The organism is Amycolatopsis lurida, assembly GCF_900105055.1.
Lineage (GTDB): Bacteria > Actinomycetota > Actinomycetes > Mycobacteriales > Pseudonocardiaceae > Amycolatopsis > Amycolatopsis lurida.
Window position 1 is genome coordinate 5,963,581 of the sequence record NZ_FNTA01000004.1, and the last position, 22,458, is coordinate 5,986,038.

Here is a 22,458-nt window from a genome sequence, read left to right on the forward strand (position 1 = left end):
GACGACCGTCGACTGTGGACATTCGGACGAGCCCTGTGGCCTCGGCCCCTGATCAGTCCGGGTAGTCCACGCTCATTCCTCGCAGATTCGTGGTGTCCTGGGGACAGTTCACCTTCGATTCCTCGTTCTTGTTCGCCCACGGGCCGAAGTACCACCGGTAGGTGGGTTGGGTATACGTACGGCACTCCGCCGCCGCTCGATGTGCGCGTCGGGTGCACTTCGACGAAACCGCCCAGGAACCCGTACTCCGCCACACGCTGCAGTCGGGTGGGATGGCCTGGGTCGACGCGGATGCGGCCGGTGCCATCGACACCAGTGAGCCCGCGGCGATCGCCATCACCGCCGCCGCGACTCCTCCGCGTGCTTTCGACCGGATGCTCGTCATCGGTTCCTCCCTCGTGGTGAGATCCGGCGGATCCGGACTCGCCGTCGGGTTCACGCACTCGCCGACGAGGTCGTTGCCATCCGGCGAGCACGATCACCCGGATGGCGCTGATCAGCCCTTCGCGTACGCGCAGAGGAATCATCCCCGGGTCACTTGTCCCGCGAATCAGGACATCCGGCCTGTCCAAGCGCGCGTTCAGTTCGCCGCCGAAGTTCTCGCGGAGGGTTTCGCGGTTCTCCTGCCCGGCGGGCGTTGCGGACTCCCGCTTGTCCGCCTGGTCACTCCGCGACGGACAGCACGACCTTTCCCGTGGTCTTCCCGGCGGCCACGAGCTCTTGGGCCTTCGCCGCCTCTTCGAGGGGGAACACCGTGTCGATCGTCGGCCTGAGACGTCCGCTGTCGACGAGTTCGGCCAGCGCGAGCAGTCCGGTGCGGTCCGGCTCGGCGAGGGTGAACCCGGCGGTGACTCCGGCGGCCTCGGCCAGTTCCGGCATCCGCTCGTCGTTCGTGCGGGTGAGCTGGACGAGTCTGCCGCCGCGGCGAAGCGTCTTGAGCGACCGCGGCCCGTACTCCTGGCCGATCGTGTCGAGGACGACGTCGACGTCGCGGACCTCCTTGGCGAAGTCCGTCGTGCGGTAGTCGACGAGCTCGTCCGCGCCGAGGCCGCGAAGGAACTCGTGCTTGGCCGCGCTGGCCGTCCCGATCACGTACGCGCCGCGCGCCTTGGCGATCTGCACCGCGAGATGCCCGACCCCGCCCGCCGCCGCGTGGATCAGCACCCGTTGTCCCGGCCGGATGTCCGCCGTGTCGACGAGGCTCTGCCAGACGGTCAGCCCCGCGAGCGGCACCGCGGCCGCGTGCACGTGGTCCAAAGTGGACGGTTTGCGCACGAAGTGACGGCTCGGCGCGGCGACGTACTCGGAGTACGCCCCGGCCTGGAACGGGAACGACGGCATGCCGAAGACCTCGTCGCCGGGGGAGAACAGGGACGCGCCCGCGCCGACCTCCTCGACCACGCCGGACACGTCCCAGCCGAGGATGAACGGCGGATCGCCCATCGGGCCGATGCCCCCGGTCTCGCGGGTCTTCCAGTCGACCGGGTTGACGCCGGCGGCGTGCACCCGGACCAGGATCTGGGTCGGGCCGGGGACGGGTCTCTCGACGTCGACGAGTTCGAGGACTTCAGGGCCGCCGAGGCGGTTTTGACTGATCGCTCGCATGCGGTCCATTGTTCGGCGAGCGTCGTACGTTCGGCGAGGTTCGGGCGGGCCAAGCGTCGTCAGGATCGGGACAGCCGTTCGGGCCGCCTGCCGCGGAGGTTGCGAAAGCCACTTTCGCAACCTTCAACGTTGCGAAAGTGGCTTTCGCAACGCGGCGGCGGCAGGTGGTGGCGGATCCCCCGGATGTCGCGAAAGCCACTTTCGAGACGTCTGGTGTCGCGAAAGTGGCTTTCGCGACACTCGCGCGGGCGGGTGCCCACGTGCCAGGCACGCGCTCAGGCGTCCCGCAGTATCGCCAAGATCTCCGTCTGCTCGAAATGCTCGGCCCACCCCAAGGCCGACGACGAGTACAGCGAATCCTTGAGCGACGGATCCGCCCCCACCTCCAGCAAGACCCGCACCGCGTCGACATGCCCGCCCTGCACGGCAAGGTGCAACGCCGTGACGCCTTCTCCGTGGGAAAGCCCGCCGAAGGTGCCCTGGCGGTTCACCGATGCGCCGAGTTCCGCCAAGGTCCCGATCACCGATGCCTTGCCCTGAGCGGCGGCCCAGGTCAACGCCGTGCCCCGGTAGACGTCGGCGTCCACGTCGGCGCCCCGTGCGACGAGAGTCCGCAGCGTGTCGGACCGGTCGTTCCGAGCGGCCCACGAAAGCGCCTCGTCGACGATCTCGGCCGGATCGTCGCTCGGCAGCCAGTCCGGGAAACCGCTGTGCGGCCGGTGGAACTCGCGATGCGCGCCCGCCGCGGGGGAGAGCGTGCCGTCCGGCGCGAGCAACTCGTCGAGCAGGTCCGCCCGGCCGAGCCCGGCGGCGACGCGCAGATTGCCGGGGGAGACGCTGCGCGAAGCCAGCAGTTCCGCCGTCTCACGATGGCCCCAGAACAGCGCGACCACCAGCGGTGTCCCGCCGTCGCCCCGTGCCGCGACGTCGACCGGTGCGCCCGCGTCGAGCAGCATCGTGACCAGCAGCGGCAGCCCGGCGTACCCGGCTTGGTGCAACGCCGTCCAGCCGTGCACGTTGGCCGAAGCCGGATCGGCGCCATGGTCGAGCAGGATCCGGCACAGCCGCTCGTCGCAGGTCGCGGCGGCCATGCCGAGCAGGTCGTTCCCGTTCTTCCCGTGGGCGTGGACGAGGGTGGGCAGGTCGCCGATCAGGCGCGCGAGCCCGGCGAGGTCTCGCGCGTCGATCAGTTCCCGCGCCTTCTCGAAGGCGAGTTCAGCCGGTGACGTCACGCTCCCGCACGCTACCCCCGACCCCCGACAGAACCCGCCATTCGGCCAGCGGGATCCGGTCGTCCCCGGTCAGGACCTGCAGGCAGACGTGATCCGCGCCCGCGTCCAGGTGCGCCTGGACGCGCGCGGAGATCGCGTCCTCGCCGACGGCGACCAGCGCGTCCACGAGACGGTCGGAGTCGTAGTCCTCCTCGGTGAACCCGAACCGCCGCAGATTCGCCCGATGGTGGGCGGCAAGGTCCAGGTACGTCGACACGTGCCGCCGCGCGATCTCCCGGTCCGTTCCGAGGACGACGGCCTGCTCGACGGCGAGGAAGGCCGAAGGTCCCATGGCCTCCCGCGCCAACGCCGTGTGCTCGGCGGGGACGAAATACGTATGCGCCCCGTCTGTGCGTTCCGCGGCCAAAGCGAGCATCTTCGGCCCCAACGCGGCCAGTACGCGCCGCCGCGCGGCGTCCGGTGTGGACAGATCGGTCTTGTCCATCTCGTCGAGATAGCCGCGCATCGCGTCCAGTGGTTTCGCGCCCGGCAGATGACCGCCCAGCCCGAGGACGAACCTGCCCGGATAGGCCTCCGCGAGGGTCCGTTCGGCGGCGGCCGCGGCGACGGGCTCCCGGTGGGAGAACCGCGCGATACCGGTGGCGACGGTCAGCCGGGAGGTCGCCGCCAGCAGCAGCCCTGCCTGCGTGAACGCCTCCCGTCCCAGGTACTCCCCGAACCACAGCGTGTCGAAGCCGAGTTCCTCGACCTCCGCGGCTGCCTCGCGGACTTCGCCGATTTCTTTGCCGTCGAAGGAAAACGTCCAGATTCCGACGCTCATCGGGTCACCTCCGCCAGTGCCGGGGCGAGCCGTTCCAGCTGTTCCAAAATGGACCGAAGATCGTCCCCGACGGGGTTGACGAGCACGGTGTCCGCGCCGGCGTCGACGAGTTCCTTGAGCCGCCCGGCGATCCGCTCCTCGTCGCCCCACGCGGTCAGGCCGTCCACGAGCCGGTCGCTGACCTCGGTGATGTCGGCGTCGGTGTAGCCGAGCCGCTTCCAGCCCTTGAAGTAGTGCGGGATGCCGTACTGCTTCATCAGCCCGATATCCCGTGCCACGCTCTTCCGCGCCTGCTCGCGGTCGCCGAGCAGGACCGAATGGGTGGGGATGAGCAGTTTGTCCTCGCCGAGGATTTCGCGGGAGTACGGCGTGTGCTCGAAGGGCTGGGCGTACGGGTGCGCGCCGTCCGTCAGCTCCCGCGCGAGTTCGAGCATCTTCGGCCCGACGGCGGCGAGGACGAGCGGGAACGGCACCGGCGACGGGAATTCCTCGGCCGCCGCGGACATGGCCGTGAGGTAGTCGCGGGTCTGTTCGAGCGGCCGGTAGTCCGAGCCCGCCTTCGCCGCTTGATGCGAGTGCCCGATCCCGACGCCGAGCACGAAGCGGCCAGGGAAGGCCTGCGCGAGCGTTCGTCCGCCACTGTGGGCGGTGTACGCGGGCCGTGACCAGATGTTCGCGATCCCGGTGCCGACGACCACCCGTTCGGTGGCGGCCAGCGTGAGGGCGCTGTACGCGAACAGTTCCCGGTTCCCCGGCCCTTCGCCGCCCCACACGGTGCGGTAACCCAGTTCTTCGAGCCGCTGTATCGCCCGCCGCTCCTCGTCCGGGGTCGGTGTGAACATGCCGACCGGCAGCCAGACACCCACCGGGCCCAGCCGCTCCCGGGTTTCTTCGATCAACGTCATTCTCGTCTCCCCAGCTAACATGAGGCAGCCTCCGCTTACAGTGGCCGACTATACGGAGGCTGCCTCCGATTTGTCGAGACTAGGCTCGGGAGCGCGATGGACACCGAGAAGAAGCCGCTGCGGGCGGACGCCCGGCGCAACTACGAGCGCCTCCTCGAAGAAGCGAGGCACGCCTTCGCCGCGCACGGGGTCGAGGCGTCGCTGGAAGAGATCGCGCGCCGGGCCGGTGTCGGCATCGGGACGCTCTATCGGCATTTCCCGACGCGGGAGGCCCTCGTCGAGACGGTGCTTCGCGAAGGCTTCGACACGCAGGCCGCGGCGGCCCGCGAACTCCTGGACTCCCCGGAGCCGCTGAGCGCGCTGAAGGCCTGGCTCGCCGGGATGGGTGAACAGTCGGCGCGCTACCGCGGACTGCCCGAACTGATGGTCGACGTCCTCAACGACGAGACCTCGCCGCTCTACGCGTCCTGTCACGCCATGCGGGACCAGGTGTCCCACCTGGTGGAAAGGGCGAAGGCCGCGAAGGAGCTCCGCGCGGACGTCACAGTGCCCGAAATCCTGGTGATGCTGCACGCGCTTTCCTGGGCCAGTGAACACCTTTCGGGTGACAAGGGCCTCGAACGCCTCCTCGATCTCGTTTTCGCGGGATTACGGGCGAGTTAACAATCCCCTGTCACCAGGGCTAAACTGCGGCGCAACCGGGCACAACGGCGTGACCGTCAACCGCTTCGAGGCACTTTTTCCCGCCGAGAAGCCAATCAACCCCGAGTCGCAGGCACAGACCAGATAGTGGGAGCCGTATCGTGACCAAGCCGAACAAGCCCGTCGTCCTCATCGCCGAGAAGCTCGCCCCCTCCGTGTTGAGCGTCTTCTCCGACGAGGTCGAGGTCCAGCATGTGGACGGCACGGACCGCCCCGCGCTGCTCGAGGCCGTGAAGACGGCGGACGCGCTGCTCGTGCGGTCCGCGACGAAGGTCGACGCCGAGGTCCTCGGCGCCACCACCTCGCTCAAGGTCGTCGCCCGCGCCGGCGTCGGGCTGGACAACGTCGAGGTCCCCGCCGCCACCGAACGCGGTGTCCTGGTGGTCAACGCGCCGACGTCGAACATCGTCTCCGCCGCCGAACACGCCGTCGCCCTGCTGCTCGCCGTCGCCCGCCGGGTCCCGGCCGCCGACCAGAGCCTCCAGGGTGGTGCGTGGAAGCGCAGCGCCTACTCCGGCGTCGAGATCCAGGGCAAGACCATCGGTGTGGTCGGCCTCGGCAAGATCGGCCAGCTGTTCGCGCAGCGGCTCGCCGCGTTCGACACCAAGCTCATCGCGTACGACCCCTACGTCTCGGCCGCCCGCGCCGCGCAGCTCGGCATCGAGCTGGTCACGCTGGACGAACTGCTGGAGCGCGCCGACGCGATCTCCATCCACCTGCCGAAGACCCCGGAGACCAAGGGCCTGATCGGCGCCGAGGCGCTCAAGAAGACCAAGCAGGGCGTCATCATCGTCAACGCCGCGCGCGGTGGCCTGATCGACGAGCAGGCGCTGGCGGACGCGGTCAGCTCCGGCCACGTCGGCGGCGCCGGAATCGACGTGTTCGTCACCGAGCCCACCACCGAGAGCCCGCTGTTCGGCCTGCCGAACGTCGTCGTCACCCCGCACCTCGGTGCCTCGACCGCCGAGGCGCAGGACCGCGCGGGTACCGACGTCGCGAAGTCCGTGCTGCTCGCGCTGCGCGGCGACTTCGTGCCGGACGCGGTGAACGTCGCGGGCGGCGGCACGGTCGGCGAGCACGTCCGGCCGTACCTCTCGCTCACCCAGAAGCTCGGCACCGTGCTGACCGCGCTGAACCCGAAGGCCCCGGCCTCGGTCACCGTCGTGGTCAAGGGCGAGCTGTCCACCGAGGACGTCAGCGTGCTCCCGCTCGCGGCCGAGCGCGGCGTGTTCTCCGGCGTCGTCGAGGACCAGGTCACCTTCGTGAACGCGCCGCGCGTGGCCGAAGAGCTGGGTGTCCAGGTCGATCTGGTCACCGAGACCGAAAGCCCCAAGTTCCGCAGCATGGTCACCGTGCGCGCGGTCCACACCGACGGCACCACCCTTTCGGTCTCCGGTTCGGTCACCGGCAAGGACGAGGTCGAGAAGCTGGTCGAGGTCAACGGCCGTCACTTCGACCTGCGTGCCGAAGGCAACGTGCTGCTGCTCGAGTACCCGGACCGCCCGGGCATCATGGGCCGCGTCGGCACGCTGCTCGGCGAGGCGGGGCTCAACATCGAGGCCGCGCAGATCAGCCAGACCACCGACGGCGCGGACGCGGTCATGCTGCTGCGCGTGGACCGTTCCGTCGACTCGCATCTGCTGGAGCCGATCGGCGCCACCGTCGGCGCGCACACGATTCGCGCCGTCAACTTCGGCTGACCTGCGAAGCGCGTGAAGGCCCCCTTCCCTCGGCTCAGCCGAGGGAAGGGGGCCTTCACGCGCCTTTCGCAATTAGTCGACTAAATGCGAACGTGGTGTGTGCAGGGTTCGCGGGATCGCAGAGCAAGATTCAATAACGGTGAAAAATGCCTACTGAAGTCGGGCTGGTCCCCGGATAGGTTCTTCCGGCGAGGCCGAACCATCGCGTCGTCAAGGGCACGGCGCGGCGCCGGGGCTCACCGTCGGGGGTGTGTTCGAGCGGCAGGCAGGTTCCGAGTCCAGGCCTCGAGTGAGGGCACGTACTCATGAACAGATCCCGCGTACCCCGATGGGCGATCCGCTCGTCGGCCGCGGTCTTCGCCGCGTTGCTCGTGACGTCCGTGACCGGGGCGTCCGCTGCCGCGCAGGATGTCCCTCTCGCGGACGGCGTCACGCCGGCGAAGATCGACCGTAACGGATTCCAGGGGAAGGTCGAGCCGAAGCTCAAGGCCGCCCAAGGCAAGATCACCGCCTTCGTCGAGCTGGCCAAGCAGCCCGCCGTCGACGCCTTCAACGCCGAGCAGAACAAGGGCGCCGGCAAGGAGAAGGCCAAGAAGGCCGCGAAAGACGCCAAGGCCGACGCCGCCGCGACGGTGAACTCCGTCGTCGGGCAGCTCAAGGCCGCCGACGCCGGCACCCAGCTGGTCACGCAGACCGCCAACGCGGTCGCCGGCGCGGTCGTCACGGCCGACGCGGCGAAGATCCGCGAGCTGGCGAAGCGGCCGGACGTCGTTTCGGTCAAGAAGGTCGTGCCGAAGACCCGCACCAACTCCAGCGCGGTCCAGCTGACCAACACGCTCGCCTCCTGGCAGCAGACCGGCCGCTACGGCGACGGCATCCGCGTCGGCGTGATCGACGACGGCATCGACTACACCCACGCCACCTTCGGCGGTCCGGGCACGGCCGAGGCGTACAAGGCGATCAACCGCGACCAGGCCACCCCCGCCTTCCCGACCGACAAGGTCGTCGGCGGTATCGACCTGGTCGGCGACGCCTACGACTCGGGCAGCGACGACCCGGCCCTCAACACCCCGAAGCCGGACCCCAACCCGATCTCCTGCGGCCACCACGGCACGCACGTCGCGGGCACGGTCGCCGGATTCGGTGTGGACGAAGCGGGCAAAACCTTCACCGGTGACTACAAGAAGCTGAACAAGAAGAAGATCGAAGCGATGCAGATCGGCCCGGGCACCGCGCCCAAGGCCCTGCTGTACGCGATCAAGGTCTTCGGCTGCGACGGCTCGACCAACGTCACCTCGCAGGCGCTCGACTGGTCGCTCGACCCGGACGGCGACGGCGACTTCACCGACCACCTCGACGTGGTCAACCTTTCGCTGGGCGGCGACTTCGCCACGCCGGACGACCCGGACTCGCTGTTCGTGCGCAAGATCGCCGCGAACAACGTCGTCCCGGTGTTCTCCGCGGGCAACGGCGGCGACCTCAACGACGTCGGCGGCGCGCCGGGCAACACGCCCGAGGCGCTGACCGTCGCCAGCAGCCGTGACGCGTCCGTCCTGCGCGACGCCGTCGAAGCGGTCGCTCCCGACGGCGTGAAGGGCGCGAAGACCGGCCAGTTCAGCCAGAACTACGCGACCTACGACACGCTCGACGTCACCGCGCCGGTGGTCACGCTGTCGGCCGACAACGCCGCCGGCTGCAAGCCGTACTCCGAAGCCGACAAGGCCAAGGCCGCGGGCAAGATCGTGTTCCTCGAATGGGACGACAACGACGCGACCCGCGCCTGCGGTTCGGGCGCCCGTTCGAACAACGCGCAGGCGGCCGGTGCCAAGGGCGCGCTGTTCTCGTCCACGCTGGAGCACTTCTCGGCCGGGATCGCGGGCAACGCGGCCTTGCCGACGTTCCAGCTGACCGGCAGCGCGACCGCCTCGATCCGTCCCGCGGTGACCGCGGGAACGCTGCAGGTCCGCATGACCGGCAAGGGCCGCGTGTCCGTGCCGACCACCGATCAGTCCATTGTGGACACCCCGAGCTCGTTCACCTCGCGTGGCGGGCGCGGCCCGGCCGTCAAGCCGGACGTCGCGGCGCCCGGTGACTCGATCGCGTCCGCGCTGAGCGGGAGCGGCGCCGGTCGCCTGGTCATCTCCGGGACGTCGATGGCGGCTCCGCACACCTCGGGTATCACCGCCCTGATCCGTCAGGCGCACCCCGACTGGTCGGTCGAAGAGGTCAAGGCCTCGGTCATCAACACCGCCGGCCACGACATCCGTGACGCGTCGGGCCGCACCTACGGGCCGCAGCGCGTCGGCAGCGGCCGGATCGACGCGAAGGCCGCGCTGGACAACCAGGTCCTGGCCTACGTCGTCGACAACCCCGGCTTCGTTTCGGTCAACTTCGGTGTCGTCGAAGCGGGCGGCCCGGTCACCCTGACCAAGACGGTCAAGGTGGTCAACAAGGGCATCAAGCCGGTCGAGTACTCGGTGGGCTACGAAGCCGTGAACGCGCTTCCCGGTGTCGAGTACACAGTGGACAAGCCGACGGTGAAGCTGAGCCCGCGCGGTGTCGCGCTGGTGAAGGTGACCCTGAAGATCGCCGACCCCAAGGCGCTCCGCAAGGTCATGGACCCGACCATGGCGGCGACGCAGGTCGGTCTCGCCAGGCAGTTCGTGGCGGACGCCTCCGGCCGGATCGCGTTCACCCCGAAGAGCGGCACGACCGTTCCGCTGCGGCTTTCGGTGTACTCCGCGCCGAAGCCCGTCTCGTCCATCAACACCCCGGGCAACGTCAACTTCGGCGCCGGCCAGAACCAGGCCGTGCTGAACCTGACCGGCAAGGGCGTGGACCAGGGCACCGGTTCGCAGCGGTACCGCTCGCTGATCAGCGTGCTCGAACTGCAGGCGGAATCCCCGCAGCTGCCCGAGTGCGACGGCGACGTCACCACCGACTGCACCCTGAACCAGACCGCCAAGGGCGCCGACCTGCGCTACATCGGCGCCGCGTCGACGGCTCCGCTGGCCAAGGCGCAGGGTGAGCCGGAGAACGCGTTGCTGGCCTTCGGTCTCACCACCTGGAGCGACCTGGCCAACCTGGGCAGCAACACCTCGCCGTTCGTGGACATCGACACCACGGGCGACGGGAAGCCGGACTTCGAGACCTATGTGACCAAGGTGACGTCGACCGACGTCCTCGTGGCGGTCACCGTGGCGCTGAAGCCGGGCTTCCCGCAGGTGGACATCCAGCCGATCAACGGTCAGCTCGGCGACGTCGACACGAACGTGTACGACACCAACGCCGTCGTGCTGCCGGTGAGCATCGCCGCGCTGGGCATCGACCCGAACGCCGCGTCGCACAAGATCAGCTACACCGTCGGAACCTCCGGGTTCTACGCGGCGCCGGGTGCGGACTCGTCGACGATCGACTACGTCGGCACGCCGCTTTCGTTCGACGCCTTGGCTCCCGCGTACACCGTCCAGGGCGGCGGCGACTCCGCGCTGGGCTACGTCGCGAAGCCGGGCACGGCGCTGGTGGTCAACCGCAACGCGGCCGCGCAGGACACCGTGCTGGGCCTGCTGGCGATCGAGCACCACAACGCCTCGGGCAACCGGGCGAACGTGGTGAAGATCCAGGCGAACGCCGGTGGGGGCGACACGGGTGTCGACCGGCCGGGCAACGGCGGTCGGCACACCGGGCGTCAGCCGATCGGTGTGGGCTGACGCGGTAGTGCGGTAGTCGGCGTTCGATGAGGTGAGGGACGCCCTGGCGGCATGCTTTCCGCCAGGGCGTCCCTTCTTGTTTTCACTCTTTCGGCTGTCTCGCTCTGTGGGAGATTCCGGCATAAGGGTGGTGCGGCTACGGCTACCGGGCTACGGCCGGTAACCTTCCGCTGCTGGCGTTTTCTTGCGGATGGGCCATCCGGACTGCCGGTGGCCTGGTCTACGGAGGTGTGTGGATGCGGCTCGCGGTGATCCCAGGAGACGGGATCGGGCCCGAAGTGGTCTCCGAGGCGCTCAAGGTGCTCGGTGAGGTCGTACCGACGGCGGAGATCACGAACTACGACCTCGGCGCCGCCCGGTGGCACTCCACCGGTGAGCTGCTTCCGGAGTCGGTACTCGGTGAACTCCGTCAGCACGACGCGATCCTGCTGGGCGCGGTGGGCGACCCGACGGTGCCGAGCGGCATTCTGGAGCGCGGGCTGTTGCTGCGCCTCCGGTTCGAGCTCGACCACCACGTGAACCTGCGTCCCGCCCGGTTGTACCCGGGGGTGCGCGGACCGCTCGCCGAGGCGGGCGAGATCGACATGGTCGTCGTGCGTGAAGGCACCGAAGGCCCGTACGCGGGCAACGGCGGCCTGCTGCGCAAGGACACCGAGAACGAGATCGCGACGGAGGTCAGCGTCAACACGGCGTTCGGCGTCCGGCGTGTGGTGACCGACGCGTTCAACCGGGCCGAGGCGCGGCCCCGCAAGCACCTGACGCTCCTGCACAAGACGAACGTGCTGGAGTACGCGGGTTCGCTGTGGTCGCGGATCGTCGAAGAGGTCTCGCTGGAGCACCCGGAGGTGACCGTCGCGTACTCCCATGTGGACGCCGCGACCATCCACCTGGTGACCGACCCGTCCCGCTTCGACGTCGTGGTGACGGACAACCTGTTCGGCGACATCATCACCGACCTGGCGGCGGCCGTGACCGGCGGTATCGGGCTGGCGGCGAGCGGGAACCTCGACATCACCCGGCGGAACCCGAGCATGTTCGAGCCGGTGCACGGCAGCGCGCCGGACATCGCGGGCCAGGGTCTCGCCGACCCGACCGCCGCGGTGCTGTCGGTGTCGCTGCTGCTGGACCACTTGGGGCAGAAGGAAGCGGCGCGGCGGATCGAGGCCTCGGTGGCCTTCGACCTCGCGACCCGCGACCAGGCGTCGCCCGGCGCGACGCACGCGATCGGTGACCGGCTGGCGGCCCTGGTGTCGTCGAACGTGCGCCCGGTCACTCAGTAGTTTTCTTTGGGCTGAAGGGGCCCTTCACCGCATCTCATGCGGTGAAGGGCCCCTTTGTCGCATCGGATGAGGGGAAAGTCCCCTTCGCCCGCTCCCAGCACTTGGGAAGTTTCGCCCGGCTTGTGGACGCCCGCCGGGGCGTGTGCCATGATGCGTCCGTGACCTCCTGCACCATCATTATCGCCGAGCGCGCCGGATAACAGCTCCACAAGAGCCCCCGGCGCGCAACCTCTCGCACCCATGCGGGAGGTTTTTTTGTTGCCTGAACACGTTTTGCCCCACCACGAGGAGATTCCCGTGACCCGCAAGGAGCCCGCCGATACACCGCTCGGCGACGCTTTCCACCTTTACGACACGACGTTGCGCGACGGCGCGCAGCGCGAGGGGATCTCCTACTCCGTCACGGACAAGCTGGCGGTGGCGAGGCTGCTCGACGATCTCGGGGTCGGGTTCATCGAAGGCGGATGGCCGGGCGCGCTGCCCAAGGACACGGAATTCTTCGCCCGTGCGGCTTCGGGCGAACTGAAACTGCGCCACGCCGCGCTCGTCGCGTTCGGCGCGACGCGGAAGGCGGGGGCGAAAGCCGAGCAGGACCAGCAGGTGCGGGCGCTGCTCGATTCCCAGGCACCGGTGGTCACGCTCGTGGCCAAATCGGATCTGCGTCACATCGAACGCGCGCTGCGGGTGGATGTCGACGAGGCGTGCGAGATGGTGCGGGACACAGTCGCGTTCCTCGTCGGCGAAGGACGTCGTATCTTCCTTGACGCGGAACACTTTTTCGACGGCTACGCGTTCTCCCCGGACACCGCGCTGAGGGTGCTCGACGCGGGAGTGAACGCGGGCGCCGACGTCGCCGTGCTGTGCGACACCAACGGCGGCCAGTTGCCGCTCGGCCTCGCGGAAACCGTCCGCGAGGTCAAGGAAAGGACCGGATTCCGGCTCGGAATCCATTGCCAGGACGACACTTCCTGCGCGGTGGCGAATTCCGTCGCCGCCGTGCAGGCCGGCGTGACGCACGTCCAGTGCACCGCCAATGGTTACGGCGAACGGGCGGGTAACGCCGATCTGTTCGCCGTGACGGGAAATCTGGTGACCAAGCTCGGTATGGAGGTGCTCCCGACCGGAGGCGCCGCCGAGCTCACCCGGGTCTCCCATGCCCTTGCCGAAATCGCGAACATCGCCCCCTACACCCACCAGGCTTACGTAGGGGCGTCGGCCTTCGCCCACAAGGCGGGACTGCACGCGAGCGCGATCAAGGTGGATCCGTTGCTGTACAACCACATCGATCCAGCTTCGGTCGGCAATGACATGCGGGTACTGGTCACCGAGATGGCCGGCAGGGCCAGCCTGGAGCTCAAGGGACGTGAGCTCGGGGTCGACCTTGCCGGCCAGCCCGAGGCGCTGACGAGCGCCGTCCGGAAGGTGAAGCGGCTCGAATCCGAGGGCTGGTCCTTCGAGGCCGCGGACGCTTCACTCGAACTGCTGCTGCGGCGGGAGGTCGACGGCCCGCAGAGCGACGTCCTCGACGAACCGCCGTTCGAACTCGAGTCGTACCGGGTCGTGCTGGACCACCGGTCCGACGGTGAGGTCGTGTCCGAGGCGACGGTGAAGGTGCACGTCGCCGGGCAACGCGTGATCGCGACCGCCGAGGGCAACGGCCCCGTGCACGCGCTCGACGCCGCCCTGCGCGAGGCGCTCACCCCGCATCTGTCCTGGTTGGACAGTGTGGAGCTGGCCGACTACAAGGTGCGGATCCTCCCCGGCCACCCGGGCACCGACGCCGTCACCCGTGTCCTCGTCGAGACCAGCGACGGCGAACGGGAATGGACCACCGTCGGCGTGCACGGCAACATCGTCGAAGCGAGCTGGCTCGCGTTGTGCGACGCGCTCGTGCACAAGTCCCTCAGGGAAGGCCCGGCGTGAGGAGTCGTACAGTGGGGGAGTGCGTCTAGCCCGAATTGCTCATCCCGGTGGTGTCGCGTTCGCTTCGATCGAAGGGGACGGCGACGACGCCCAGGTACTGGAAATCGCCGAGCACCCCTTCGGCAACCCCAACTTCACCGGCAAACGCTGGCCGCTCGCCGACGTCCGGCTGCTCGCGCCGATCCTGCCGTCGAAGGTGATCGCGGTCGGCCGGAACTACGCCAAGCACGCGGCCGAGTTCGGCAACGAGGTCCCGCAGGACCCGATGCTGTTCATCAAGCCGTCGACCACGGTGATCGGTCCGAACGCGCCCATCCGCCGTCCGCGTGGTGTCGGCCGCGTCGACTTCGAGGGCGAACTGGCGATCGTCATCGGCCAGCCGGTCAAGAACGTGCCCGCCGCCCGTGCGGCGAGCGCGATCCTCGGCTACACCGTGGCGAACGACGTCAGCGCGCGTGACCTGCAGAAGTCCGACGGTCAGTGGGGCCGGGCGAAGGGGTTCGACACCTTCTGCCCGCTGGGCCCGTGGATCGAGACCTCGCTCGACGCGGCCGACCTCGCGCTCAAGTCCGAGGTGGACGGTGTCCTCAAGCAGGACGGCCGGACCTCGGACCTGGTGCACAAGATCCCCGAGCTGGTCGAGTTCGTGTCCGGCGTGATGACCCTGCTGCCCGGCGACGTCATCCTGACCGGCACGCCCGAAGGCGTCGGCCCCATCGAGGACGGCCAGTCGGTCTCGATCACCATCGAAGGCATCGGCACGCTGACCAACCCGGTGCAGGACATCTGACGCGTGCGATGAAAGGCCCCTTCATCGCAAAATTTGCGATGAAGGGGCCTTTCATGGCATCCGGAGGTCAGCTCTCCGCAGGTTCCATCGCCCGCCGCGCGAAGGCCGGCGCGTGTTCGGGCCGCAGCCCCAGGCCCAAGAGCCGGGCTGGGACGTAGGACAGCACCGGGAACCGGCTGAACAGTTTCACCATCGGCGCGGGCGGGCCGTTGCGTTTGCCCGCCATCACCGGCCCCATGACGTTCTTGTGCAACATCCGTTGCAGCCCCTGCACCAGCATCGTGGGCGCGAGACGGCGCTTGCGGACCTTCGCCAGGTCCGCCACCGACGGCCTGCCCCGCCGCAGCGGCTCGGCGAGCAGGGTGGCGGCCGCGACCGCGTCCTGCACCGCGAGGTTGATGCCGACCCCGCCGACCGGCGACATCGCGTGCGCCGCGTCACCGATGCACAGCAGTCCGTCGATATGCCACTTCCGCAGCAGGTTCATCTTGACGTCGAGGAACTTGACGTCGTCGGTGGTCTTCAGCTCGTCGACCCGGTCGGTCAGTTCGGGAAGGATCGCGGCCACGTTCTCCCGGAACGCCTCGATGCCGTTTTCGCGCAGATCCTGGCCCTTGGGGCTGAGATAGGCGATCTGGAAGTAGCCCTTGCGCGGCAGCGGCACGGCGAAGCGGCGGTCCCGCATCTTCGGGGTCAGCATGCCCTCGCGTTCGCCGTCGCGCCGCGAGATCCGGAACCACCACGCGTCGAACGGGATGGCGTACTCCTTCGTCGTCAGGCCGGCCTCGCGGCGGGCCAGCGACCAGCGCCCGTCGGCGGCGATCACCAGGTCGGCGCGTAGTTCGCCGGTCTTCCCGTCGGCGTCGCGGTAGCGGACGCCGCTCACCCGGCCCTGTTCGAAGATCAGCCCGGTCATCTCCGTGCTCTGCCGCAGCGTGAACTTGGACTCCTTCGCGCCGGCGTCGGCGAGCAGGTCCAGGAAATCCCACTGCGGGACCATCGCGATGTACGGATGCGCCACCTTCAGCCGGGTCAGGTCGGCCAGGCGCATCATCGTGCCGTCCTCGGCCGGGAACCCGGCGTAGGAGATCTCGCTGTGCGGCAGGCTGAGGAATTTCTCCCCGAGGCCCAGCTCGTCGAGCAACGTCAACGTCGACGGGTGCACGGTGTCGCCGCGGAAGTCCCTCAGGAAGTCCTTGTGCTTCTCCAGCACCGTGACCTCCACCCCGGCCCTGGCCAGCAGCAATCCGGCGACCATGCCCGCGGGGCCACCGCCGACGACCACGCAGTTCGTGCGTTCGCTCATCCGTCCCACCCCTTCAAACCCTTATTCATCGCTTGTTGAATAAGCTCAGCATGCACCTGCCCGACCAGCGCGTCAAGCGCCATCCGGGCGGATACGCCGTTCGGGCTATGACCCGGGTCTCACCGGTCCGGGTGCCGATGGCGACTGTCCAAAAAGGACGTTAAACGGGGTGGGAAAGTCCCGGAAGGACAGCGACCGCGGAAATGCCCATGTGGACGGTCCGTGACTCGAAGCCGGGTAAGGATTTCGTTGTCGTCACAGGGTGTGCGCGTCACGAATCGGCCACGGCGCCGGACGTCGCTATTTCACCCGCCCGCTCGCGTCGGCCGTTGTCCGGTAACTAAAACACGTCATCTCACCAACTGGGAGTAGAGTGCCCGCGCCGGAACAGACCAGCCTTAATCACCTCATCGGCAGAGTCGCGATCGCGCTGAGTGCCCTAGCCTCACTTGGTGGATTTCGCTCTCGTGCCCCGGACCCCGTCACGAACCACGCCGGACGCTCCGGACGGAGCGCCATGGGAGCCTCCGGAGTTACGGTTGGTGTGCCTCGACATCGATGACACGTTGATCGACTGCACGGCGGCGATCCGGCTCAGTCTGCGCGCGCTCACCGGCCAGAACGACCTTTGGCCACTGTGGGATCTCATCACCGAAGAGCATGTCGCGCTGGTGGTGGCAGGCGAAATCGATTACGCGTCCATGCATCACAAGCGTACTGAATGTTTCCTGGCCGAGATCGGCATTCTGGCCGACGAAGACCAGGTCATGGGCTTCGAAAGACGCCGTCGTGAAATTCTCACCCGTTCGTGGCAATTGTTCGAAGATGTCGTCCCCTGTCTGGAATGGCTGAGAGCCGCGGGCGTCCTCGTCGCGGCCGTCACGAACGCCTCGGGCGCGCATCAGCGCAAGAAGATCGCCGACCTCGGGCTCGCCCGGTTCTTTGATCACGTGGCCATCGCCGGTGAACTGGGAGTAGCCAAACCGGACCCGGCGATGTTCCACTCGGTCTGCCTCGGCCTCGGCTGCGACCCCGCCCAGGCGGTCCACGTCGGCGACAAGCTCGACACCGACGCCATCGGCGCGCGCGACGCCGGCCTCGGCGCCGTCTGGCTCGATCGGGACGGCATCGCCGAGCGCGCCCCGGCGGGTGTGCACACCATCGCCGGCCTCGACGAGCTGCCTGAGCTGCTCGTTTCCGAGTTCGCGAAGCTCGGCGTCCCGGCCCAGCGTGCTACGGAGACCCCCGCTTTCACGGTGCGGAACGGCGTGCTCTAGTATTCTTTCTCGTGCGGCACCGAGCCGGTCGAGATCGGAACGGTACCTCACTGGGGTATGGTGTAATTGGCAGCACGACTGGTTCTGGTCCAGTTAGTCTAGGTTCGAGTCCTGGTACCCCAGCTGGAGAACTCTCCGGAGTGAAACACAGAGTGACCCCCCTGCGAAGGCGGGAAACCCGGTCTGGTAAGTTTCTCCACAGCAACACAGCAGGTGAACAACTGAAAATCTCCTTCTGAAGGAGAAAGTTCCTAGCCCCCGTCGTCTAGCGGCCTAGGACGCCGGCCTCTCACGCCGGTAGCGTGGGTTCGAATCCCATCGGGGGTACGCGCAGCTTCCACCCAAAAAGTCTCGACCGGAGCGGTCGGGACTTTTTGCATTTCGGTGGAGGTCATCGCGTCGTGGATCCTTTCTGCGGCTACGGCTGTCTCCGGTACCTGATCGACCGGCAATTTGATGGTAATCGTCACTTGGTCGCCAGCGCCATGGACCTTCACGGTGAGCTGGGTGATTTCGAAGAGCCGGCGAAGCAGCGCCTGAGGCGCACAGGCCAGCTTGAGCTGGAGATGCGGGAGCCCTTCGAGGCAGTTCAGGTCAGACGACGTGGGCTTCGCCGGCTGCTTCTCGTCCTCGGCGTTGAGATGTGCGATCGCTGCCATTGCTGCTGACTTGTCGTCCTCGAGCTTGTTGTAGTTCTGGCGGAGTGCCTTGGCGAACGGATCGTCCGGGGCGCCGTCCTGCGCCTGTCGAAGAACCGAATCCTGCCGCCGAGCCACGTCCGTCAGTTGACGTTGAAGGTGCTCACGTTCGGCTCGACGCTCCTGGGCTGCACTATCGTCCACAGTGGCCAGATCGGTTTCGATGATGCCTCGCCGCTCCGGGCTGAAGAGCCGGTCGGAGTAGAAAGCTGAAACGGCTTCAAGAAGCTCGTCCTCGCGGAGCCGGATCGCCGCTGGAAGCCCGGCGTGGGGGCCGGTATCGCCGCGGTTGTTCTTGCCCGGCCAGCACAGGTAGTAGAAGAGCCGGTTGTGTTTCGTGTCACCGGCCATGCGCCGTCCGCAGCTGTGGACGACCATGCCGCGGAAGAGGTAGGTGCGCTCGGCGCTGGGGTTGCTGTTCGGCTGGTCGTCCGCGCGGGATCCTCGTCGAGTCTCTCGGCGGCTGGTGAGTTCGTCGAACATCCATTTCGCGATCAAAGGTTCATGGACCGGTTTGGGTGACCACACCCACTTGAAGGGCTCGTTGACCCTGCCGCGCTTGGATGTGGTCGCTCGGCGGTTGAAGACCTGGTAGCCGGTGTACTTGGGGTTCTTCAGGACGCCGGCGACGGAGCTCTTGCTCCAAGCGCCGCGGGTGCGAGACTTGCTCGGCGCTGTCGGTGGCGGGTATCGCTCGGGGTCGGCGTTGAGACGGTCCGCGATGGTGTTGTAGCCGAGACCTTCGTGGTACCGCCAGAGAGCGATCTGCACCACGGTCTCGGCGCGCTCGCTGTCCGGTTCGAGACGAGACTTGGTCTTGCCCTTCTCCGCTTTCGCCGGGCTCGGGTGGGGGACGACCTTGGCCTTGTAGCCGTACGGGGGCTTGCCGATGTTCCAGCCGTCTCGCACGTGCGTACACAGACCGCCCCAGGACTGTTCGAGGGTGTTGAGGACCTCGTACTCGGCGATGGACTGGTTGATGCGGCGCTGGAGGACGCGCTGGGCCCGGCTACCCGATAGGGTGATCGGCTCGTTCGATGCGAACAGAGGGACGTCCGCTCGCTCGAGTTCCCGCTCGACCGACAGGCCCTCGAAGGCCCTGCGGGCCACGCGGCTGATGCCCTCACAGATCACGATGTCGAACGTTCGCGTGCGACTTGGCGCCTCCTTGAGCAAGTCCGCGATGCCGCCTGCGCGTGGGACGGGAATGTCGAAGCGTTCGTAGTCCGCTCCTTGCCCCCTGTCGCCGAGTTCCATACGGCCGGACTCGACGTCGTAGAAATGCGCGACGATGACCCAGGACTCAGGGATCGCCGATTTGCAGTTGGCCAGCTGGCGCAACATCGACTGACGCGGGTCCTGCAGGTCTTCTGTGGACGTTCGTCCCAGGAACGCGACTCGCACTTCGTCGCGGAGCAAGGCTGTGGGCATGCCCAGAGGTGAAACTGCGTAGTCAGAGAGTCCGGAGGGGCCAGAGACGAAGCGGCCGGGCGCTGGAGGGGTTCCGGTCTCTTGCTCGAAGGTCGTCATGTCGATTCGTCCTCGGGGGTCGCCGAGCCGGGTTCGTGCACGGCCCAATGGAGCAGCTCGCCGATCACGGCGTTGAGTTGCCAGCGGAGACGATCACCTTCAACGCCAGGAACCGTTGTGGCATATGAGGAATAGTGGCGATCGCCGGATTTGAGTGCTTGATCATAGCACCAGTCTGGCTGGTTCGATGACGCTTCGAGCGGCGAGCGCGGTGCCGGAAGGTCGTAGTTATCGGTGCTGTCCATTCGTACCCGCCCCAGTTCTGCCGAGACGTACTCGGCCGATGGCGAGACTCGGCGCGCGATGGGCGACGAATCCAACGAGATCGGCAGAGACATGTCGTCGATGGCTCGGTTCCATTCAGCGAGGGTGATCGAGACCAGGCACGAGACCTGGTCTCGATCACCGAGAGAAGCGACGAGATCCGGCGAAACCCAGCCTCGCGAGCTTGTTCGAGTCTCGATCGGAACGCCGTCGCGCAAGAAGGGTTCGCGCCTCGTCGTGGGCGGCGGATACCCCGATCGGGTGGCGATCGACTTGCCCCACGGCCGGGGCAAGCATCTGGGCCAGGAAGTGGGCGAGGGGTGGTTACGAGCCTCGTGGCGATCTTGCCGCCGCTCGAAGGGCCACCGCGATGTCCGCCACCTCCAGCCCGCTCACCGTGCTCCAACGCCAGCTCGCTGACCCGAAGTCGCGCTCGCGGTTCGACACCGCCCTCTGTTCCTGGGCAGCGCAGGATCCAGCGTTGGCAGACCTTGGTGTTCACGAGCGGCTTTCGGAAGTCCTCACCAGCCGTGACTATGCGCGTCACGACGAAGTTCTGTACGCGCTGTTGCAGCGGGCCGCGCTCGCCGGAGCTGAAGGCGTCATCGCTGGGGAAGTCGTGCTGAACGCCATGTTGCCCGCGGTGCCGGGCATCGTCGGACGCGTCATCCGGGCGAGCCGGGCTGCCATCGGCAGTTTCGGAGCCCGCCGCGGCATAACCGGAGGCGGAGTCTCGGCGAACGAAGCCAATGCCGACGTCCAGGCCGCGGCCATCGGTCACCTGTGGGAGCAGATTCGCTGTTACCCACTTCGACGACGGCACCACGTTGCGGCCAACCTGGTCTTCGACACCCAGAGGGCCGCGCTGCGCGCACTCGGTGTCGACATCACGCAAGCCGTCGCCGAGGTCGTGAACATGGACGATGTCGCGGTGCATCAGCCGCCGGCCGAGAAGGACGCGTCGGAGGAGCTGCTGGAGCTGCTGTCGTGGGCGGTCGAGCAGCGATGGCTCGACGAACAGGACGCGACGATCCTGAGTGCTCGGTACTTCGGGGAGCAGATGGGCCGGGACGGAGTTGCGACCGACCGGCAGCTCGGGGCGCTGTTCGGCGTGAGCCAGCCGACGGCGACGCGGAGGCGGAATCGAGCCCTCGGTGCGTTGGCTGAGGCTGGGCGTGAATGGCAGCGTGCCGGTCGGAGGTGAATCAAAGGGCCGGTGAGCTGGGCGTGTCTTGAGCACCGCCGCCCGCAGACCTCAGGGAGCTCCCGTGACCGGACCCCGCGCCGACCTCGCCCCCGGTGAACTGCTCATTGCCCACGCTCGTGTTCGAGCGAGGGACCTAGGGCGGCGGCTCGAGTCGATGATGGTCGATCGGCAGCTGTACGACGAGCTCTGGCGGTTCCTCGACGAGGTCGGATTCCCGGCTTGTGATGCCCTCGACGCGCTCGCCGGTTCTGGTGATCGGGAGCTGCGCAAACGCCTGCACCAAGTGTTGGGAATCGAGGCGCGGTGATGAAGCGCCGCGAGAGCCGAATCGTGCAAGCGCTCCCCGATGCTCAGCTGGAGTCCGTTGTCCACACTGCGGCTCGGCGGGTCGGCAGGGCGCTGGGGTGGTGTCTAATCATCGCGAGCCCACTGGCCGTGATCGTGGGCTTGGTGGTGCTGCGCCCGACGGCGCCTTCTGATGCCCCGCGGCCGGAGCAGCAGGCCACGGCTGGCGGGCCGCAGGGCTGGGCGGAGATGTACGTACGGTCGTGGCTCTCGGCCAACCGTGACGATTCCGCTGGGCTGGAGGCTTTTTACCCGGCAGGGATGAAGTCGACTCGTGCGGTCGGCACGCAGATCCCAGTCGATACCAGCACGTTGTCGGTCGTATCGCCGCGACCGGGCGCGTGGTCGGTGCTCGTCGCGGCCAATGTCTTGGTCCAGCAGTCCGACGGAAGGCATCGAGCAAGACTGGCCTGCGCCGTGGTCAGCCTTGTCGGGAGTGCCGGCGGCTATGTCGCAGCGGCGCTTCCAGCGCCGGTGGCGTGCCCGCGCACGCTCCCCGCGGTCGACCTCGACTACCCGGAGTCCGCAGAGCTGAACGGGCCGATCGGTCAATCCGTGCACGGCTTTCTGGTCGCCTACCTGGCCGGTCGAGGAGAGCTGAGCCGCTACATCGCGCCGGGGACGAACATCGGTGCGATCGCACCGCCGTTGTACGCCGAGGTCCAGCTGCTGGAGCTGCGTACGCACGAGCAGTTCGAGCCCGGCCAGGCGGCCCGGCCGCTGGACGGAACCGAGGTTCACGCAACCGCTCGAGCCTGGGGATATGACGCCCTTGGGCAGGTCACCACGATCGACTACGCCCTCACCCTCGTCGCACGGGCAGGTCGCTGGGAAGTCAGCCGGATCGACCCGGCTCCGTTGCTCGCCGGAGTGCCCGCAACACCTCCGGCTGGAGAATAGGAGAAGAGATGTCGACCTTCGTGCTCGCAGCCGACGTCAAGACCTGGATCGACACCAACCTCGCCTGGGGAGACCAGGCCGTTCGCCGTCTGATCCTGCTCGCGGCCGTCGTGGGTGGCATCGGTCTGCTGATCGGGACACGGGGCAACTTCACCCGCTCGATCAAGTACGGCGTGATCGCCGCGATCTTCCTCGGCATCTTGCTCAACCTGGACGGTGTGTCGGGCATGTTCGGCGCCTGGTTCACGAAATGACCGCGCAGCG

General features: G+C 67.9%; 18 protein-coding genes, 2 tRNA genes and 1 pseudogene. 13 read left to right on the forward strand and 8 right to left on the reverse strand.

Going from position 1 to position 22,458, the window contains the following annotated elements:
• Positions 1-52: 52 nt before the first annotated feature.
• From BLW75_RS33815 to BLW75_RS33835, 5 genes are all read right to left on the reverse strand, one after another.
• Positions 53-385, reverse strand: a complete 333-nt coding sequence (locus tag BLW75_RS33815; RefSeq protein ID WP_143055379.1) for a hypothetical protein — start codon at positions 383-385, stop codon at positions 53-55.
• A gap of 278 nt (positions 386-663) precedes the next feature.
• Complete coding sequence (locus tag BLW75_RS33820; protein WP_034315890.1) at positions 664-1,605, reverse strand: NADP-dependent oxidoreductase; 942 nt, start codon at positions 1,603-1,605, stop codon at positions 664-666.
• 275 nt (positions 1,606-1,880) lie between these two features.
• Positions 1,881-2,837, reverse strand: coding sequence for an ankyrin repeat domain-containing protein (locus tag BLW75_RS33825; RefSeq protein WP_034315699.1), 957 nt, complete (start codon positions 2,835-2,837; stop codon positions 1,881-1,883).
• Positions 2,821-3,657, reverse strand: coding sequence for a TIGR03620 family F420-dependent LLM class oxidoreductase (locus tag BLW75_RS33830; protein WP_034315698.1), 837 nt, complete (start codon positions 3,655-3,657; stop codon positions 2,821-2,823). The genes BLW75_RS33825 and BLW75_RS33830 overlap by 17 nt, the downstream gene beginning before the upstream one ends.
• Positions 3,654-4,562, reverse strand: a complete 909-nt coding sequence (locus BLW75_RS33835; RefSeq protein ID WP_034315693.1) for a TIGR03620 family F420-dependent LLM class oxidoreductase — start codon at positions 4,560-4,562, stop codon at positions 3,654-3,656. The genes BLW75_RS33830 and BLW75_RS33835 overlap by 4 nt, the downstream gene beginning before the upstream one ends.
• 96 nt (positions 4,563-4,658) lie before the next feature.
• On the opposite strand from BLW75_RS33835, the gene BLW75_RS33840 reads away from it, so the two are divergent.
• The 6 genes from BLW75_RS33840 to BLW75_RS33865 all read left to right on the forward strand — a co-directional run bounded on the left by BLW75_RS33840 (position 4,659) and on the right by BLW75_RS33865 (position 14,667).
• Positions 4,659-5,225, forward strand: coding sequence for a TetR/AcrR family transcriptional regulator (locus BLW75_RS33840; protein ID WP_034315690.1), 567 nt, complete (start codon positions 4,659-4,661; stop codon positions 5,223-5,225).
• Positions 5,226-5,365: 140 nt separating this feature from the next.
• Positions 5,366-6,964: a phosphoglycerate dehydrogenase gene (gene serA, locus BLW75_RS33845; protein WP_034315687.1), complete on the forward strand. Its 1,599-nt coding sequence runs from the start codon at positions 5,366-5,368 to the stop codon at positions 6,962-6,964.
• Between the two features lie 305 nt (positions 6,965-7,269).
• The gene (locus BLW75_RS33850) at positions 7,270-10,674 is read left to right on the forward strand and encodes a S8 family peptidase (protein ID WP_034315685.1); all 3,405 of its coding nucleotides are present in this window, start codon (positions 7,270-7,272) and stop codon (positions 10,672-10,674) included.
• A 236-nt stretch (positions 10,675-10,910) separates the two neighbouring features.
• On the forward strand, positions 10,911-11,954 hold the full coding sequence (locus tag BLW75_RS33855; protein ID WP_007031599.1) for a 3-isopropylmalate dehydrogenase: 1,044 nt from the start codon (positions 10,911-10,913) through the stop codon (positions 11,952-11,954).
• 297 nt (positions 11,955-12,251) lie between these two features.
• Complete coding sequence (gene cimA, locus BLW75_RS33860) at positions 12,252-13,877, forward strand: citramalate synthase (protein ID WP_034315682.1); 1,626 nt, start codon at positions 12,252-12,254, stop codon at positions 13,875-13,877.
• Positions 13,878-13,896: 19 nt separating this feature from the next.
• Positions 13,897-14,667: a fumarylacetoacetate hydrolase family protein gene (locus BLW75_RS33865; protein WP_034315680.1), complete on the forward strand. Its 771-nt coding sequence runs from the start codon at positions 13,897-13,899 to the stop codon at positions 14,665-14,667.
• Between the two features lie 67 nt (positions 14,668-14,734).
• Here the strand turns inward: BLW75_RS33865 and BLW75_RS33870 are convergent, their stop codons facing one another.
• The gene (locus tag BLW75_RS33870) at positions 14,735-15,973 is read right to left on the reverse strand and encodes an FAD-dependent oxidoreductase (protein WP_034315678.1); all 1,239 of its coding nucleotides are present in this window, start codon (positions 15,971-15,973) and stop codon (positions 14,735-14,737) included.
• A gap of 542 nt (positions 15,974-16,515) precedes the next feature.
• Here BLW75_RS33870 and BLW75_RS33875 point away from each other — a divergent pair.
• The 3 genes from BLW75_RS33875 (at position 16,516) to BLW75_RS33885 (ending at position 17,577) form a co-directional block, all read left to right on the forward strand.
• Positions 16,516-17,250, forward strand: coding sequence for an HAD family hydrolase (locus BLW75_RS33875; protein WP_034315674.1), 735 nt, complete (start codon positions 16,516-16,518; stop codon positions 17,248-17,250).
• Positions 17,251-17,301: 51 nt separating this feature from the next.
• A tRNA-Gln gene (locus tag BLW75_RS33880) sits at positions 17,302-17,373 on the forward strand.
• Positions 17,374-17,504: 131 nt separating this feature from the next.
• Positions 17,505-17,577, forward strand: a tRNA-Glu gene (locus BLW75_RS33885).
• Positions 17,578-18,407: 830 nt separating this feature from the next.
• Here the strand turns inward: BLW75_RS33885 and BLW75_RS43660 are convergent.
• Positions 18,408-19,478: pseudogene (locus tag BLW75_RS43660) on the reverse strand (recombinase family protein); the annotation flags it as partial.
• The gene (locus tag BLW75_RS42460) at positions 19,475-19,816 is read right to left on the reverse strand and encodes a hypothetical protein (RefSeq protein ID WP_143055380.1); all 342 of its coding nucleotides are present in this window, start codon (positions 19,814-19,816) and stop codon (positions 19,475-19,477) included. The pseudogene BLW75_RS43660 and the gene BLW75_RS42460, both read right to left, overlap by 4 nt.
• 296 nt (positions 19,817-20,112) lie before the next feature.
• Here BLW75_RS42460 and BLW75_RS33895 point away from each other — a divergent pair, with 296 nt between their 5' ends.
• The 4 genes from BLW75_RS33895 to BLW75_RS33905 all read left to right on the forward strand — a co-directional run bounded on the left by BLW75_RS33895 (position 20,113) and on the right by BLW75_RS33905 (position 22,448).
• Entirely contained in the window at positions 20,113-20,946 is an 834-nt protein-coding gene (locus tag BLW75_RS33895; RefSeq protein ID WP_034315666.1) for a helix-turn-helix domain-containing protein, read from the forward strand.
• A gap of 64 nt (positions 20,947-21,010) precedes the next feature.
• The gene (locus BLW75_RS42465) at positions 21,011-21,256 is read left to right on the forward strand and encodes a hypothetical protein (RefSeq protein WP_143055381.1); all 246 of its coding nucleotides are present in this window, start codon (positions 21,011-21,013) and stop codon (positions 21,254-21,256) included.
• Positions 21,256-22,194, forward strand: a complete 939-nt coding sequence (locus BLW75_RS33900; protein ID WP_034315887.1) for a conjugal transfer protein — start codon at positions 21,256-21,258, stop codon at positions 22,192-22,194. The genes BLW75_RS42465 and BLW75_RS33900 overlap by 1 nt, the downstream gene beginning before the upstream one ends.
• 8 nt (positions 22,195-22,202) lie before the next feature.
• Positions 22,203-22,448, forward strand: coding sequence for a hypothetical protein (locus tag BLW75_RS33905; protein WP_034315664.1), 246 nt, complete (start codon positions 22,203-22,205; stop codon positions 22,446-22,448).
• The last annotated feature ends 10 nt before the right edge of the window (positions 22,449-22,458 follow it).